General features: G+C 62.6%; 13 protein-coding genes and 2 pseudogenes. 7 read left to right on the top strand and 8 right to left on the bottom strand.

Features of this window, described 5'->3' with window-relative positions:
- Positions 1-205: 205 nt before the first annotated feature.
- A complete protein-coding gene (locus tag P0D70_RS34865) occupies positions 206-409 on the bottom strand; it encodes a cold-shock protein (RefSeq protein WP_007181784.1) in 204 nt (67 codons plus the stop codon).
- A gap of 448 nt (positions 410-857) precedes the next feature.
- Here P0D70_RS34865 and P0D70_RS34860 point away from each other — a divergent pair, with 448 nt between their 5' ends.
- On the top strand, positions 858-2,303 hold the full coding sequence (locus P0D70_RS34860; protein ID WP_091793835.1) for an NAD-dependent succinate-semialdehyde dehydrogenase: 1,446 nt from the start codon (positions 858-860) through the stop codon (positions 2,301-2,303).
- Between the two features lie 222 nt (positions 2,304-2,525).
- Here the strand turns inward: P0D70_RS34860 and kdgT are convergent, their stop codons facing one another.
- Positions 2,526-3,542 (bottom strand): 2-keto-3-deoxygluconate transporter, encoded by a 1,017-nt coding sequence (kdgT, locus tag P0D70_RS34855; RefSeq protein WP_091793833.1) that lies wholly within the window; start codon positions 3,540-3,542, stop codon positions 2,526-2,528.
- A 303-nt stretch (positions 3,543-3,845) separates the two neighbouring features.
- Between kdgT and kduI the strand changes: the two are divergent.
- The 3 genes and pseudogenes from kduI to kdgR all read left to right on the top strand — a co-directional run.
- A pseudogene (kduI, locus tag P0D70_RS34850) lies at positions 3,846-4,664 on the top strand (5-dehydro-4-deoxy-D-glucuronate isomerase); the annotation flags it as partial.
- Positions 4,665-4,763: 99 nt separating this feature from the next.
- Positions 4,764-5,534, top strand: coding sequence for a 2-dehydro-3-deoxy-D-gluconate 5-dehydrogenase KduD (gene kduD / locus P0D70_RS34845; RefSeq protein ID WP_408187850.1), 771 nt, complete (start codon positions 4,764-4,766; stop codon positions 5,532-5,534).
- A gap of 91 nt (positions 5,535-5,625) precedes the next feature.
- A complete protein-coding gene (gene kdgR / locus P0D70_RS34840) occupies positions 5,626-6,513 on the top strand; it encodes a DNA-binding transcriptional regulator KdgR (RefSeq protein WP_408187849.1) in 888 nt (295 codons plus the stop codon).
- Between the two features lie 56 nt (positions 6,514-6,569).
- Here the strand turns inward: kdgR and P0D70_RS34835 are convergent, their stop codons facing one another.
- Together P0D70_RS34835 and P0D70_RS34830 are read right to left on the bottom strand one after the other, a co-directional pair.
- Positions 6,570-7,502 carry a TauD/TfdA dioxygenase family protein gene (locus P0D70_RS34835; RefSeq protein WP_408187848.1) on the bottom strand — a complete coding sequence of 311 codons (933 nt, stop codon included), beginning with the start codon at positions 7,500-7,502 and terminating at the stop codon, positions 6,570-6,572.
- 130 nt (positions 7,503-7,632) lie between these two features.
- The gene (locus tag P0D70_RS34830; protein WP_408187847.1) at positions 7,633-8,445 is read right to left on the bottom strand and encodes a Crp/Fnr family transcriptional regulator; all 813 of its coding nucleotides are present in this window, start codon (positions 8,443-8,445) and stop codon (positions 7,633-7,635) included.
- 615 nt (positions 8,446-9,060) lie between these two features.
- On the opposite strand from P0D70_RS34830, the gene P0D70_RS34825 reads away from it, so the two are divergent.
- The 3 genes from P0D70_RS34825 to P0D70_RS34815 all read left to right on the top strand — a co-directional run bounded on the left by P0D70_RS34825 (position 9,061) and on the right by P0D70_RS34815 (position 9,962).
- Positions 9,061-9,192 carry a hypothetical protein gene (locus tag P0D70_RS34825; RefSeq protein ID WP_286161937.1) on the top strand — a complete coding sequence of 44 codons (132 nt, stop codon included), beginning with the start codon at positions 9,061-9,063 and terminating at the stop codon, positions 9,190-9,192.
- Positions 9,193-9,245: 53 nt separating this feature from the next.
- Complete coding sequence (locus P0D70_RS34820; protein ID WP_408187846.1) at positions 9,246-9,635, top strand: hypothetical protein; 390 nt, start codon at positions 9,246-9,248, stop codon at positions 9,633-9,635.
- A 78-nt stretch (positions 9,636-9,713) separates the two neighbouring features.
- Positions 9,714-9,962, top strand: coding sequence for a hypothetical protein (locus tag P0D70_RS34815; protein ID WP_091800458.1), 249 nt, complete (start codon positions 9,714-9,716; stop codon positions 9,960-9,962).
- Positions 9,963-10,013: 51 nt separating this feature from the next.
- Here P0D70_RS34815 and P0D70_RS34810 read toward each other — a convergent pair whose 3' ends face one another.
- From P0D70_RS34810 to P0D70_RS34795, 4 genes and pseudogenes are all read right to left on the bottom strand, one after another.
- Complete coding sequence (locus P0D70_RS34810; RefSeq protein WP_091793819.1) at positions 10,014-10,256, bottom strand: hypothetical protein; 243 nt, start codon at positions 10,254-10,256, stop codon at positions 10,014-10,016.
- Positions 10,257-10,881: 625 nt separating this feature from the next.
- Positions 10,882-11,523, bottom strand: coding sequence for a glutathione S-transferase family protein (locus P0D70_RS34805; RefSeq protein WP_091793818.1), 642 nt, complete (start codon positions 11,521-11,523; stop codon positions 10,882-10,884).
- A gap of 135 nt (positions 11,524-11,658) precedes the next feature.
- On the bottom strand, positions 11,659-12,423 hold the full coding sequence (locus P0D70_RS34800) for a ParA family protein (protein WP_408187845.1): 765 nt from the start codon (positions 12,421-12,423) through the stop codon (positions 11,659-11,661).
- 275 nt (positions 12,424-12,698) lie between these two features.
- A pseudogene (locus P0D70_RS34795) lies at positions 12,699-13,876 on the bottom strand (4-hydroxybenzoate 3-monooxygenase).
- Positions 13,877-14,201: the final 325 nt, after the last annotated feature.

Here is a 14,201-nt window from a genome sequence, read left to right as displayed (position 1 = left end):
AGACGGCGCCTGCAAGAACAGGGTTTTCATGGATGCTCCAGCAAGCCTTGTATTGGCGCTTTCTGTTCAGTAACGACAAAAAATCGGAACTTTTGCCCACCGGGCGGCGGGTAATCGCGCAAATACTACGGAGCAAAGCTGAAGGAAACCTTAAGGAAAGTACCGGCCGGCCGCGCGCCTGTCACGCGCGAACCGGCCTTTCAGTTCAGACCGGCTTGATATCCGCCGCCTGCTTGCCCTTCGGTCCCTGCTTGATTTCAAAGCTGACCTTTTGATTTTCCTGCAAGGACTTGAAACCCTCGGAACGAATTTCCGAGAAGTGAGCGAACAGATCTTCACCGCCGTCGTCGGGGGTGATGAAGCCAAAGCCTTTCGCGTCATTGAACCATTTCACTGTACCGGTTGGCATGTCGATTCCTCGTGTGCATCTGGGTTGATTGGGCTGCATTCGCCGGGTTTCGCTCGCCGCTGCGAACGTTGCCTAACGCGCTGCTTCGCGTACCGCCTTGCGTACTGCTTTCGCCTGCTCGAGCCGGCTTTTTCCCTGCTTTTCTCTGCTTTTGCCTGCCCGAGCCGGCCTCCAGCACCATCCACGGCCGCGGGTCCGCGCCGGTTCCTGCCACTGCTGTTCGACTCTACGCTTCTTTGCGCGGCACCGCTTTGGGCAGTTTCCCGCTGTCGCGCCACCCGCGCCGCAAGACGCGTGCCGCGCGGCGCGGCCGGGCCGGCCGTCGGTGCGATTTTGCACAATCAGATAAGATGATTGGTATCGGCAGTCCATCCAGGGCCCGCGCAGATTCAGCCCCATGTTTCACGCGCGCGCGGCCTGTCGTCTTCCCATATACAGGAACCCCAGCATGGCCAATTCGAGCTATACCGATACCCGACTTCTGATCAACGGCGAGTGGTGCGACGCCGCCAGCGGCAAGACCCTCGACGTCATCAACCCGGCCACCGGGCAGGCCATCGGCAAAGTGGCGCACGCCGGCATTGCCGATCTGGACCGGGCGCTGGCCGCCGCGCAGCGCGGCTTCGAAGCCTGGCGCAAAGTGCCGGCCAACGAGCGCGCCAACACCATGCGCCGCGCCGCCGCGCTGGTGCGCGAGCGTGCGTCGGATATCGGCCGCCTGATGACGCAGGAACAGGGCAAGCCGTTCGCCGAAGCGCGCGTCGAAGTGCTGGCGGCGGCGGACATCATCGAATGGTTCGCCGACGAAGGCCGCCGTGTCTACGGCCGCATCGTGCCGTCGCGCAACCTCGCGGCGCAGCAACTCGTGCTCAAGGAGCCGATCGGCCCGGTGGCGGCGTTCACGCCGTGGAATTTCCCGGTCAACCAGGTGGTGCGCAAGCTGAGCGCCGCGCTCGCGTGCGGCTGCTCGTTCCTCGTCAAGGCGCCGGAAGAAACCCCGGCGTCGCCGGCAGCGCTGCTGCAGGCCTTCGTCGAAGCCGGCGTGCCGGCGGGTACGGTCGGCCTCGTGTTCGGCGACCCGGCTGAAATCTCCAGCTACCTGATTCCGCATCCGGTGATCCGCAAGGTCACGTTCACCGGCTCGACGCCGGTCGGCAAGCAACTGGCGGCGTTGGCCGGCGCACACATGAAGCGCGCGACGATGGAATTGGGCGGTCACGCGCCGGTCATCGTGGCCGAAGACGCCGACGTGGCGCTCGCCGTGAAGGCCGCAGGTGGTGCGAAGTTTCGCAATGCCGGTCAGGTATGCATCTCGCCCACGCGCTTTCTCGTGCACAACAGCATCCGCGAGGAATTCGCCGCGGCGCTCGTCAAGCACGCTGAAGGCCTCAAGCTGGGCGACGGGCTTGCCGAGGGCACGACTCTCGGGCCGCTCGCCAACGCGCGCCGTCTGACGGCAATGAGCAAGGTGCTCGACGACGCCCGCAAAACCGGCGCCAAGGTGGAAACGGGCGGCGAGCGCGTAGGCTCGGAAGGCAACTTCTTCGCACCGACCGTGCTGACCAACGTGTCGCTCGAAGCCGACGTGTTCAACAACGAGCCGTTCGGCCCGATCGCCGCGATCCGCGGCTTCGACACACTGGAAGAAGCGATCGCCGAAGCCAACCGTCTGCCGTACGGTCTCGCCGGCTACGCGTTCACCAAGTCGTTCGCCAATGTGCATCTGCTGTCGCAGCAACTGGAAGTCGGCATGCTGTGGATCAACCAGCCGGCTACGCCGTCGCCGGAAATGCCGTTCGGCGGCGTGAAGGATTCGGGCTACGGTTCAGAAGGCGGCCCGGAAGCGATGGAAGGCTACCTGGTCACCAAGGCCGTATCTGTGATGGCGGTCTAAGGTTCGCGCAGGCGGCGTTTTCGCCGCCTTCCGCCAACGCTTCATTACACTGCACCGGGTCCGTGAGCCGTCGCTCGCGGACTTTTTTTATTGTCATGAGCACGGGCGAACCGGCAGCCACTACCCGCAAGCGCAAGCAACCACAGAGCAATCGCGCGACCCGCTGACGCCTGACCCCGCTTACGTCTATCAGGAACGCAAGCGAGCTGGCTTCACCCCGCCCTACACATGCACGTCCCGCTCATTGAGCGGCGGTGAGCTTGCCGCCGCGAACTCCTCGCGCAACGCGTCGCGCGCATGATGCCGGCGCACCCACAGCGCCGTGAGGATCGGCACCAGAATCGCCGTCACGAGACAGGCCGTCGCCACCATCGCGGTTGCGGCGGGCACCAGCGGCTTGAAGCTCGGAATCATCTCGCCGATGATCGCCGGATTGGCCACCGCGGCCCCCGCCGTCGACGAAGCGGCCAGCCCCGCCGCTCCATTGCCGCCGGCGATCCAGCGGTCCGCGAGAATCAGCGGAATACCGGTCACCACGATCACGCCCAGACCCAGCACGATTCCCGGCACGCCGCTTTTCGCAATCACGCCGAGGTCGATGCCGTTACCGAGCGCAAAGCCGAAGAACGGGATCAGCGGATGCACGCAACGGCCGAAGAATTCGCGCAATTCGCCATCCAGATTACCCAGCACGAAGCCGATCAGAAACGGCAGCACCGCGCCGACGAACAGGCGCGGCTCGAAGAACGCCACGCCGGTCGCGCCGAGAATGATCATGCTGACGAGCGGCCCGGATTCCACCGACATCAGCACGAACGCGCCCGCCTCTTCCCGGGTTCCGTATTGCTGCATCACGGCCGCGTAGAGACCGCCGTTGGTCATGTCCATCGAGGTCGTGATCGCCAGCACCGAAAGTCCGGCGAAGAGCCCCGCCTTGACGCCGTCGATCGGAATGAAGTGCGAGGCGACGATCGTCGCGATCCATGCCACGATCATTTTCGTCACCAGCAGCGTGCCGGATTTACGCAGTACGGTGCCGGTCGCCCGCAGATCGATGGTCGCGCCCATGCAGAAGAACCACACCGCCAGAATCGGCACGGTGCCGGTAATCAACCCATTGGTGAACGACCCGAAGTACTTGCCCGCGCCCGGCGCAAACGTGTGGACGCAGGCGCCGAGCAGCAACGGCACCAGCATCAGGCCGCCAGGAATGCGGTCGATGGCCTTCTTGAGCTTCATGCCTCCTCCGTGGACTTTGCGTCCAGTTATCGGGTGGATCACCCGGGGTAATGTCCCGTTCTTAAGCCGGGCTGCTCCCTTTCGGCGCAATATAGCACCGCCTCAGGAACGCCGTTCCGTTTCTATTGAAATTTGCGTTTATCGTTTACCCGTGCGTCTTCTGAAACCCTTGCCAGTCATGGTGACGCATTGCACTATTTTCGGACCACTGTTCCGAGACCGCATTTCTGCGCTACAGTCGAGCCCAGAACGGCGCCTGCCTGGAGAGACGGCAAGGCGCGCCAACCGAGCGGAGAAAGCACCATGGAAGTGAGACAGGCCATCAACAGCGAATACGCGAAGACGCTCGACACCGCAGGGCTGCGCCAGGCGTTTCTGGTCGATCAGGTGTTCGAGCGCGATGCGTTGAAACTCACCTATAGCCATGTCGACCGGATCATCGTCGGCGGCGTGTCGCCGGTGGCGCGCGCGGTCGAAGTGCCCGGCTCGCTCGGCAAGGCGATCGGCGTGAGTTATCTGCTGGAGCGGCGCGAACTCGGCGCGATCAACATCGGCGGCGACGGCTGGGTCGATGTGGACGGCACGCGCCATACGGTGCGCAATGAAGAGGCGATCTACATCGGCAAAGGCGCGCAGGCCATCGCCTTCGGCAGCGACAACGCCACGCGCCCCGCGAAGTTCTACCTGAACTGCGCCCCCGCGCACACGTCGTATCCGACCCGCACGATAACGCTGGCGCAAGCCTCGCCGCAAACGCTCGGCGACCCCGCCACGAGCAACCGCCGCACCATCTACAAGTTCATCGTTCCCGAAGTGCTGCCCACCTGCCAGCTGTCTATGGGCATGACGAAACTCGAACCGGGCAGCCTGTGGAACACCATGCCGTGCCATACGCATGAACGCCGCATGGAGGTGTATTTCTATTTCAACGTCGCCGACGACGCCGCCGTCTTCCACATGATGGGCGAGCCGAACGAGACGCGGCACATTCTCGTGCACAACGAGCAGGCGGTGATTTCGCCGAGCTGGTCGATTCACTCCGGCGTCGGCACGCAGGCGTACACGTTCATCTGGGGCATGGTCGGAGAAAACCAGGTGTTCAGCGACATGGATCACATCGCCGGGCCGCTTTCTTCGTCGCTTTCTTCGCCCGCCTTTCAACCGCTTGTTTTGCTGCTCGCTTCACTGCTTCTCTCGCGCCAGGAACTCCCGGCGCACGACATGGGCTTGAATACCGTGAACACCTTTGATCTCACCGGCCGCGTCGCCATCGTCACCGGCAGCAACACGGGCCTTGGCGCGGCCATGGCGCTCGCGCTGGCAAACGCCGGCTGCGACATTCTCGGCGTGAGCCGGGCCGACGCCGGCGACACGCCCGCGCGCGTGGCCGCAACCGGCCGACGCTTCGCGGACGTGCGTGCCGATCTCGGCTCGATCGCGCCGGTCGAGGACATCGTGCGCGCCGCGGTCGAGGCTTTCGGCCGCATCGACGTGCTGGTGAACAACGCGGGCATCATCCGCCGCGAGAACGCGCTCGATTTCACCGAAGCCGACTGGGACGCGGTCGTGGACGTCAATCTGAAGAGCCTGTTCTTTCTCTCGCAGGCCGCCGCGCGGCAGTTCGTCAAGCAGCGAAGCGGCGGCAAGATCATCAATGTCGCGTCGATGCTGTCGTTTCAGGGCGGCATACGGGTGGCCTCCTATACGGCATCGAAAAGCGGCGTGCTCGGGCTCACGCGGTTGCTCGCGAACGAATGGGCGGCGCAAGGCATCAATGTGAATGCGATCGCGCCAGGCTACATGGCGACCGCGAACACGGCGGCCTTGCGCGACGATGCGCAGCGCAACGACGAGATTCTCGGCCGCATTCCGGCCGCCCGTTGGGGCACCCCGGACGACCTGGCGGGCCCGGTCGTGTTCCTCGCGTCATCCGCTTCGGACTATGTGCACGGGCATACACTGGCGGTGGACGGCGGCTGGCTCGCGCGTTGACTCGGCAGCGCGCGCGGGACGCGGTATGCTCTCGGCGCGTCGCCGACACGCGCGTTGGCGGCGCGGCAACGCATAGACAGGGAAGAAGGCAATGGCAGCAACAGGCAAACAGCGCAAGGACGACGCCCCCGCCCACCTACAGGACGCGGAGAACGCCGACTTCGGCGGCATGGGCGGCATGGTTTGCGACAAGGGCGAATCGGCCTCGTCGATCGGCCGGGTCTTCGCGATTCTCGGCGCGATCGGCGACAGCGGACAGATCGGCATTAGCGAACTGTCGCAGCGGCTCGGCATGTCGAAGACCACCGTGCATCGCGTGATCCAGACGTTGAAGTCGCTCGGCTACGTGACGCAGGAAGTGGAAACCGAGCGCTACCGGCTGACCATCCGTCTGTTCGAACTCGGCGCGAAAGCGTTGGAAAGCGTCGATCTGGTCCGCGAGGCCGACGTCGAGATGCGCCGTATCGGCGCGGCGACGCGCGAGGCGGTGCACTTGGGTGCTTTCGACGAAGACGCCATCATCTACATTCACAAGATCGACGCCGATTACGGGCTGCGCATGCAATCGCGCATCGGCCGGCGCAATCCGCTGCATAGCACGGCGATCGGCAAGGTGCTGCTCGCGTGGATGGAACCGGCCGACGCGCGCGAAGTGCTTTCCCACGTCGAATTCCGCAAGTCGACGCAAAAGACGCTTGCCTCCGCCGAAGCCGTGCTCAGCATTCTGCCGCGCGTGCGCGAGCAAGGCTACGGCGAGGACAACGAGGAACAGGAAGAAGGCCTGCAGTGTCTCGCCGTGCCGGTGTTCGACCGCTTCGGCCGCGTGATCGCCGGTTTGTCCATTTCATTTCCGACCATGCGTTGCGGCGCCGACACCAAGTCGCACTACGTCGCGCTGCTCAGAAAGTCGGGCCTCGCGATCTCGACGCGGCTCGGCTATCGGGAAACAACCGCGCCGGCGCACCTCGCCACTGAATAGCCGCGCCATGCGCGCTGAACGAAACCACTCGCGAGCAATCGAGGTGAGCGCGCCCCTCAGGCCGCCTTCGCCGCCGGTCTCGGTTCGACACTGCGCGTGAAGCTGCGGCGGCCGTCGACGCTGACCGGCACATCGCCTTTCAGCGTGACGCGCCGCACCACCCGGTGGGCGTCGCCATAGTCGTTGACCGCGTAGTGCTGGGTCGCGCGGTTGTCCCAGATCGCCACGTCGCCAGTCTGCCAGCGCCAGCGCACGATGTTCTCCAGCCGCGTCACGTAGCCTTGCAGCAGTTCGAGCACATGCGCCGACGCACTCGGCGTGAGGCCCACGAAACTCTTCACGAAGTGCCCGAGAATCAAGGTCTTTTCGCCGGATTCCGGATGCACGCGCACGACCGGATGCTCGGTCTCGTAGCGCGTGGACACGAACGCCTCGCGGTAACGTTTCAACGCCTCGGTATCGCGCCCGCGCTCGCCGACGTTCGCGTGGTTCGCATAGTCGTATTCGTTGCTGTGCACGGCCCACAATTGTTCGGCGAGCGCCTTGAGTGGCGGCGGCAGATCGTCATAGGCGGTGGCCGTGTTGGCCCATACCGTGTCGCCGCCCACTTCCGGAATCGTCACGCCGCGCAGGATCGACGCTTGCGGATAGGCATCGACGAAGGTCACATCCGTATGCCATGAATTCGCGCGGCCGCCGCGATGCGAGTCGAGTTCGAGCAGATAGTCCGTGCCGTCCACCACTGGCACCGTGGGATGCGAAACCGGCTCGCCGAGCAGCTTGGCGAACGCTTCCTGGTCGGCGTCCTGCAAATGCGTCTGGCCGCGGAAAAAGATCACCTTGTGACGCAGCAGCGCCGCGCGAATAGCTTCGAGCGTTGCGGGTTCGAGCTGGCCGGACAGCCGTACGCCGCGAACTTCCGCGCCGATGCGGCCAGTGACGGGATGAATGTCCAGTGCGTTGGACGTCGCGAGACTGAGGTTCGACATGTGATGCAACTCCCGGTTTGAGGACAGGACAGGTCTGAATCGACGAGTCATTATCGACAGGGTGGGCGCCGCGAATCTATCGCGCTTTGGACACTTGATAGAAGCGCTTTTTATATCGTTATCAGTTTTCTCACGCGGCCTCGCTCAGTTCGCGCAGCGCTTTCATGTCGATCACGGTCAGGCGGCTATAACGCACGTCGACGATACCGTTGCGCACCAGCCAGCGCAGTTCCTTGTTGACGCTCTGCCGTGACGCGGCAAGCAAGGCCGCGAGATCCTCCTGCGAGAGTCTGATCGTCAACTCGACGCCCCGCTCCGTTTGTCTGCCATGCCATTCGGCGAGCGCGAGCAACTGGTCCGCCATGCGCGCGCGAAAACCCGCCAGCGCAGTCCTGCTCATGCGGCCGTGCAGTGCGCGGCTGCGCAGGCAGATCAGATCCAGCACGTTACGCAACAGCACCGGCTCGCGGGCGAACAGATCGAACAGCGCTTGACCGGGAATGTGGAACAGCGTGGTCGAACCGTGCGCGCGCTGATCATGCATTGAACCGCGCCGGTCCAGAACCGGAATGAAATTGATGACCTCGTTCGGCCACATATACACCGCCACCGCGCGGACGCCGGCCGCGTTGGTCCAGCTCATTTCGATCGCGCCGGACAGTACCACCTGAATGTCGTCGCACGGCTCGTCGCGCGCGAAAATCAACTCGCCGTTGCTCCACGTGCGGAGGTGGCCGGCGTCGCACAGCGCGTCGATCGCGTGGGCAGGCCAACTCTTCAGGCACGGGTTCGCGGTGAAGGCCGCGTGGATCGCCTCGCGCAGATCGGCGTCGAGCATGCGGCCGTCGCGCCGCGACCACTCCACTGGCGCAGCACGCGCGGGCATCCGGCGCGCGGCGAGCGCCGCGGCATCCGGCGTGAACGCTTCGGTAAGTGTGCTCATGGCTGACCGGCAAGAAATGCGATTGAACAGGATCGACCCACGGACAGTCGATCCCGTGATCTAACCAGTCTTGGCGACGCGCGTAAAAGACTTGTTTTTTATGTGCTTATCACGCGCGACGTCGCGAGGTTCGCGCGCGGACGTCACCGCGTCGATATCGACGTGATCGTGTCGTTGCGCATGCCGGGCGCCAATGGCGACGGTCCACGTCCTGACGCTCACGCGCAATGTTTCGGCGGATCATCAATCGACCCGAGCGATTCAATCGGCCAACAGCGCCGGTCAGCGACTTAGTCTGCAACTGAATGTATCCGTACGGCATGGATGCGGTAATCCTGCCCGCCACGGGACCGGGTGCCGCCGATCCACACGCCGATCGGCCCGCAGTGCTTTGCGCAAGGGTCGACCAACACGCCTTATTTGCAGTGCGTTCAATGGCTTGCGCGCCGATCGCCGCATAATCCGCCCTCTTCTCACCAGGCTCTGGCGTGCGCCCCTTACGCGGTACACGCGTTGTCGCCACACGCGCCTATCGACACGTCCTGTTACACACAAACACACCGGAAATACGGCCGGTCAGTAGAGTTCGGGTCACAAGGAAACAGGAGCAACGTCATGAAAAGAATTTTCGCGCTGGCCATTCTCGCCGTCACGCTCGGCGGTGCATTGAGCGGTTGCATCGTCGTCCCCGAGGGCGGTTACCACGATCATGACCATTATCGCTATCACGATCGCGACCGCTATTGAGCGCGAGCCACACAACACTTTCCACTCACTATCGTAGAAGCGGGAAATACAACATGAACAAATCACGAAACCGCTGGCTGTCCATGGCGATCGTTGCGGGACTCGGAATCGGCGCATCGTCAGTCGCGCTGGCCCACGTCGATGTGGGTGTGAACATCGGCATTCCCGGGGTCGCTTACGCGCCCGAACCCGTGTATGCCCCGCCCCCGCCGCCGGTTTACGCTCCGGCTCCGCCGGTGGTCGTGGTGAGTCCGGGCTGGTACGGCGAGCGCTATTACGACGGCCACCGCTACTGGGAGCGGCGCGAGTGGGAAGAGCGTCACCGCGACGGACGCGAATGGCACGAGGCGCGTGGCCCGCACGGCGACTGGCGCGGTCACGATAACGGCTGGCATGGCCATGGCGACGATCGCGGCTACGGTCACGGTCACGGCGATCATTGATGCACGCGGCACGGTCGCGTTGATGACGCGACCGTGCCGCGCACGCATTCGCGCCACCTAATCCGCGGGAGCAACATTGTGCTACGCAGCGATCCACTCCGAGTCACCGCGCAAATCAACGACACGCTGATCTGCGCCGAATACAGCGAGCAGACCGGCCAATTGTGTTTGCGTCAGGATGGCACACTGCTGCGCGAATGGTTTCCACCTCACTCGTGGATCGCGATTGCGTCAGTGGCGGGCGCGCGGCACTGGGGCACGCGGCCTAGTAATGATGATCTGCTGGCGCTGCTGCACAACGAAATGACCCTGTTGCGCGCGCCATAGAAAACAATCCGCCCGCGCGGCGATGTGTTCGCCGCGCGCTTCGTCGTTTGCTTAACGAATGTTGCGGATCGGCGGCGAATACGAACTCACCGTCGTGTCGTTACCATAACCCGCTTGCCACGTGCCACGGCTGCCTGAGCCATAACCGCTCTTGTCCGTTTGAGCCGATTGTTGCTGGCCCGAGGCCTGCGCTTGCACGGCTTGCGACGCGGCGTCATTGGACGACTGGGCGAACGATGCTACCGGCGCGGCAAGAACAACGGCGATAGCAACAGCTTGAATGAGCGACTTCATGAAACCACCTCCAGAGATTGTCTTTCTACGCGCTGCGGATGGGGCTGTTGTTGCAGCGGTGAATACAGTGTAGGTGCCCGCCGCGGCGGGATAAATCCGACAATCCTGAATTCACTGTTGCTGCTGCCACTACAATTAAAGAACGGTTGGGCAGCCGGTGTTTTCTAAAGGCATTTGCTTGAAAAACGCTACTTTCTCTGCTCGGACGCGGGGACTGTTCTGCATGGCGCGCACAGTGCCTGTTTTGCGGAGCAGCAGTCATTCACAGCGCTATACCACGCAGCCCCGGTCGCTTCAGCGAGTGCGGCGACTCGGCCCGGTCTCCATTCCGAACGCCTCTCCACTCCGAACAATGTATTTTCGCTGGGCGGCCGCGTTCAATCGGATGTTTTCCGCCATTCAGCTTCGCACGGCAGCCTCGCCGAACGAAGCCGGAAATCGCATTGGGTTCTGAATCGCATTTTCAACTATCTGTATGCCGTGCGACGGGTTGGAAAGCGTCTAAAGGCATGGCATCGGCCAACGTACTACATATTCAAATGGATTCTATTCGGCGCGATTATGGTCGGCCTATTCGCGACACTTTGATCGAGTGAGGCGCATATGCGCCACGCCTCACGCCCAATCAGGGAGCGACCGCCACGGAAAAAGCCGGCCTGCCCTTGACCGCCTGAAGCCAGCGGTCCAGCGAAGGCAAGGGCTGCGGCGCCTGGAGCACGTCGGCAAACCGTTCCGCGAGATGCACCCAGCGGTGCGCCGCGAGGCCGACTCCGATATCGGCCACGGTAAAGCGATCCTGCGCGAGATAGTCGTGTTTCGCGAGGACAGCGTCGGCAATGCCTAGAAGTCGCGTTGCTTCGCGATATGAACGCTCGATGGCGTCATAGTCGCGTTGCTCCTCCGGCACTCGCGTCAGACCGAGGAACGCGACGCGCAACGTTGCCCAGAGCGTGCCGAGTTGCCAGTCCATCCAGCGCTCGACATCGGCACGCGCAGCGGGTTCGGACGGCAACAAGGTTTGCGCGTCGTGTTTCGCGGCCAGATAGCGCACGATCGTATTCGACTCCCACAGCACGCACTCACCATCCACGAGCGTGGGCACCAACCCGTTCGGATTGAGCGCACGATACGGCGGCGTGTCGATCACGCCGAACTCGAGCCCGGCATCGATCCGCGAAAATTCCCGCCCTTCTGCGAAACCCAGTTCAGCGAGACACCACAGCACTTTTTGTACGTTGATCGAACTGCGTCTGCCATAGACCTGCATTGCATTACCTCATTAGCGAGTGAACGTGCCCGATTATCACATTCGCGAGCCCGCGCCGAACGGGATGATCAACGGATTCATTCTTCAGTCGCGAAAGCGATCCGGACACGCGTGACTAGCGAGGCATGCCTGAGACTATCCAATCAATTCCCGATGCAATGCCATGAATTCATGGGCGAGTTTGTGACGCGGGTCGAAGTGAATCATCGGCTTGGCGTACTGATGCGACTCGCGAATCTTCACCGAAGTCGACAATCGCGACTCCAGCACAGGCAAGCCTTCGCTGATCAACTCCTCGACCAGTTGAAGGGGAAGGCTCGCGCGCGGCTGAAACTGGTTGATCACGATACCTTCGACTTCCAGACCGGCGTTATGGTCCTGCTGAATCTCCTTGACGTTGTCGAGCAGCGTATACAGGGCGCGGCGGGAAAAATCGTCGCAGTCGAAAGGAATCAGGCAGCGCTCGACCGCAATCAGCGCGGAGCGGGTATAGAAATTCAATGCCGGAGGCGTATCGATGTAAATCGCGTCGTACTCGTCCAGTTCGTTCAACGCGTCACGCAGCTTGTAGATCTTGTAGCGCGACTCCAGCTTGCCGTGAAGTGTGTCGAGATCCGGATGAGAGGGCATTACGTCGAGGTTTTCGAACGGCGTGCGGTGAATGAACGTCGAGACCGGCGTGGGTCTGAAGCTGAAACTCAAGGCCGTTTCGAAGAAGTCCGCGACGTTGGGCTTGAGATCGCTGGCCTCTTTGCCAAGCAGATACTGGCTGGAGTTACCTTGCGGGTCGAGATCGATAACCAGCGTACGCAGGTTCTCGCTGGCGTTGATGGCCGCCAGGTTGCACACGATGGTCGATTTGCCCACCCCGCCCTTCTGGTTGAATATGACACGCCGCATTTGCCTCTGCCCCTTTTTCGAAGAACGCACTAAAGGGAGAGCATACCCCGGCAAAATGACAACGCGGACATAAGCCGCTGTCGTTTCGTCCCGCTGCATTCGCCGGGGAAGATTTCATCTATGCGTGAGTGTGCGACGGCCGGATGCTTTGTGCGCGCGCCACCGCGGCCTTTCGAGGCAATGTCGGGCACGAGGCGCGTTGTCGCCGCGCCGACCATCGCGCAGCAGCACGCGACGACCCACGGCATGCCGGCGAGGCGCCTCGCCCTGGCCGCTCAGATCTGAGCGCCGGCCACGCCCACATAATTTTCCGCCATGGCGGTGGCCGCCGCGCGCGACGTCGTCACATATTCGAGCTCGGCGACCTGAAGCTGCTGCTCGAACGGCGACGCGCCTTCGATACGGTGCATCATGGTGGTCATCCAGTAAGAAAAGTGCTCGGCGCGCCAGATGCGTTTGAGCGCGGTCGCGCTGTAGCTGTCGAGCAGATCGGTGCGGTTTTCAACGTAGTAAGCGTTGAGCGCCTGGGTCAGCACGCGCACGTCGGCCACCGCCAGATTCATACCCTTCGCGCCGGTGGGCGGCACGATATGCGCCGCGTCGCCCGCCAGAAAGAGCCTGCCATGTTGCATGGTGTTCGACATGAAACTGCACATGGCGACAATGTTCTTCTGAAAGATCTTGCGTCGACGATTTGTCGGCCATCGTGCGAATCGACTCGTGCATGCAGTTCCGCCCAGATCCGGTCGTCGGACCAATTCTCCACCGAGTCTTTCGGGCCGCACTGGAAGTACATGCGCTGCACGTTCGGCGAGCGCGTGCTGATCAGCGCGAAGCCGCGTTTGTGACGGGCGTAGATCAATTCATCCGATGACGGCGGCGCTTCACACAGGATACCGAACCAACCGAACGGGTACACACGTTCGAAATCCTTGCGCAATGCCTGCGGAATCGACGCGCGCGACACGCCCTGCGAACCGTCGCAGCCGATCACGAAGTCGCATTGCAGTTCGTACGCTTCGCCCTCGTGGCGATAACGGATCGACGGCTTGTCGGTATCGATGCCGTGAATCGACGTGTCCGACACGCTGAAACGCAGCTTGCCGTCGTCGGCCATACGTGCCGCGACGAGATCCTTGATCACTTCGTGCTGTGCGTAGACCGTAATCGAATGCCCTGTGAGTCCGGTCAGATCGATGCGGCGCCGCTTGCCTTCGAAAGCCAGCTCGAAGCCGTGATGCAGCGCGCCTTCGGCCTTCATGCGGGCGCCGACACCGGCTTCGGTCAACAGGTCCATCGTGCCCTGTTCAAGCACGCCGGCACGGATGGTGGATTCGATCTGATCGCGAGCACGCGACTCCAGCACGACGGAGTCGATACCACGCAAATGAAGAAGATGGGAAAGCAGCAGTCCCGCAGGCCCGGCACCGACGATGCCGACTTGAGTGCGCATGAGTTGTCTCCTGAATGCAGCGTTAGATTTGCACTCAGTTTGACGACCACGCGTTATATCGCGCAACGCGATACGGTAGATAGGCCGTATTGCGTCTGGAGATAAAAGGTTTGATTGGCCGCACGCGACCGCGGACACAATTCGGCGCTAACGCCGTCCAGACAAGGCTCGTGGCGCATTCGCTGCGCGACTCATTCGTCGCGCGGCATCGCGCTACGTCAAGGTAAACCCCGAGCCGCTCTACGATGCGAGAAACAGGCGATACACCGGGTTTTGCGTCTCTTCCCAGTTCGGATAGCCGAGCGTGGCGAGAAAACGATCAAAA

Source organism: Paraburkholderia sp. RL17-381-BIF-C, from assembly GCF_046026435.1.
In the GTDB taxonomy this organism is placed as follows: Bacteria; Pseudomonadota; Gammaproteobacteria; order Burkholderiales; family Burkholderiaceae; genus Paraburkholderia.
The sequence above is the reverse complement of the archived record's forward strand: the minus strand, read 5'-3'. Positions and strand labels throughout refer to the sequence as shown.

Excerpts from the sequence above, each read along its gene's own strand:
- P0D70_RS34805 (WP_091793818.1), bottom strand. The coding sequence starts at position 11,523 with ATGCAGGTCTATGGCAGACGCAGTTCGATCAACGTACAAAAAGTGCTG.
- P0D70_RS34800 (WP_408187845.1), bottom strand. The coding sequence starts at position 12,423 with ATGCGGCGTGTCATATTCAACCAGAAGGGCGGGGTGGGCAAATCGACC.
- kduD (WP_408187850.1), top strand. The coding sequence starts at position 4,764 with ATGGGCTTGAATACCGTGAACACCTTTGATCTCACCGGCCGCGTCGCC.
- P0D70_RS34860 (WP_091793835.1), top strand. The coding sequence starts at position 858 with ATGGCCAATTCGAGCTATACCGATACCCGACTTCTGATCAACGGCGAG.
- P0D70_RS34830 (WP_408187847.1), bottom strand. The coding sequence starts at position 8,445 with ATGAGCACACTTACCGAAGCGTTCACGCCGGATGCCGCGGCGCTCGCC.
- P0D70_RS34835 (WP_408187848.1), bottom strand. The coding sequence starts at position 7,502 with ATGTCGAACCTCAGTCTCGCGACGTCCAACGCACTGGACATTCATCCC.
- P0D70_RS34820 (WP_408187846.1), top strand. The coding sequence starts at position 9,246 with ATGAACAAATCACGAAACCGCTGGCTGTCCATGGCGATCGTTGCGGGA.
- kdgR (WP_408187849.1), top strand. The coding sequence starts at position 5,626 with ATGGCAGCAACAGGCAAACAGCGCAAGGACGACGCCCCCGCCCACCTA.
- P0D70_RS34865 (WP_007181784.1), bottom strand. The coding sequence starts at position 409 with ATGCCAACCGGTACAGTGAAATGGTTCAATGACGCGAAAGGCTTTGGC.
- kdgT (WP_091793833.1), bottom strand. The coding sequence starts at position 3,542 with ATGAAGCTCAAGAAGGCCATCGACCGCATTCCTGGCGGCCTGATGCTG.
- P0D70_RS34810 (WP_091793819.1), bottom strand. The coding sequence starts at position 10,256 with ATGAAGTCGCTCATTCAAGCTGTTGCTATCGCCGTTGTTCTTGCCGCG.
- P0D70_RS34825 (WP_286161937.1), top strand. The coding sequence starts at position 9,061 with ATGAAAAGAATTTTCGCGCTGGCCATTCTCGCCGTCACGCTCGGCGGT.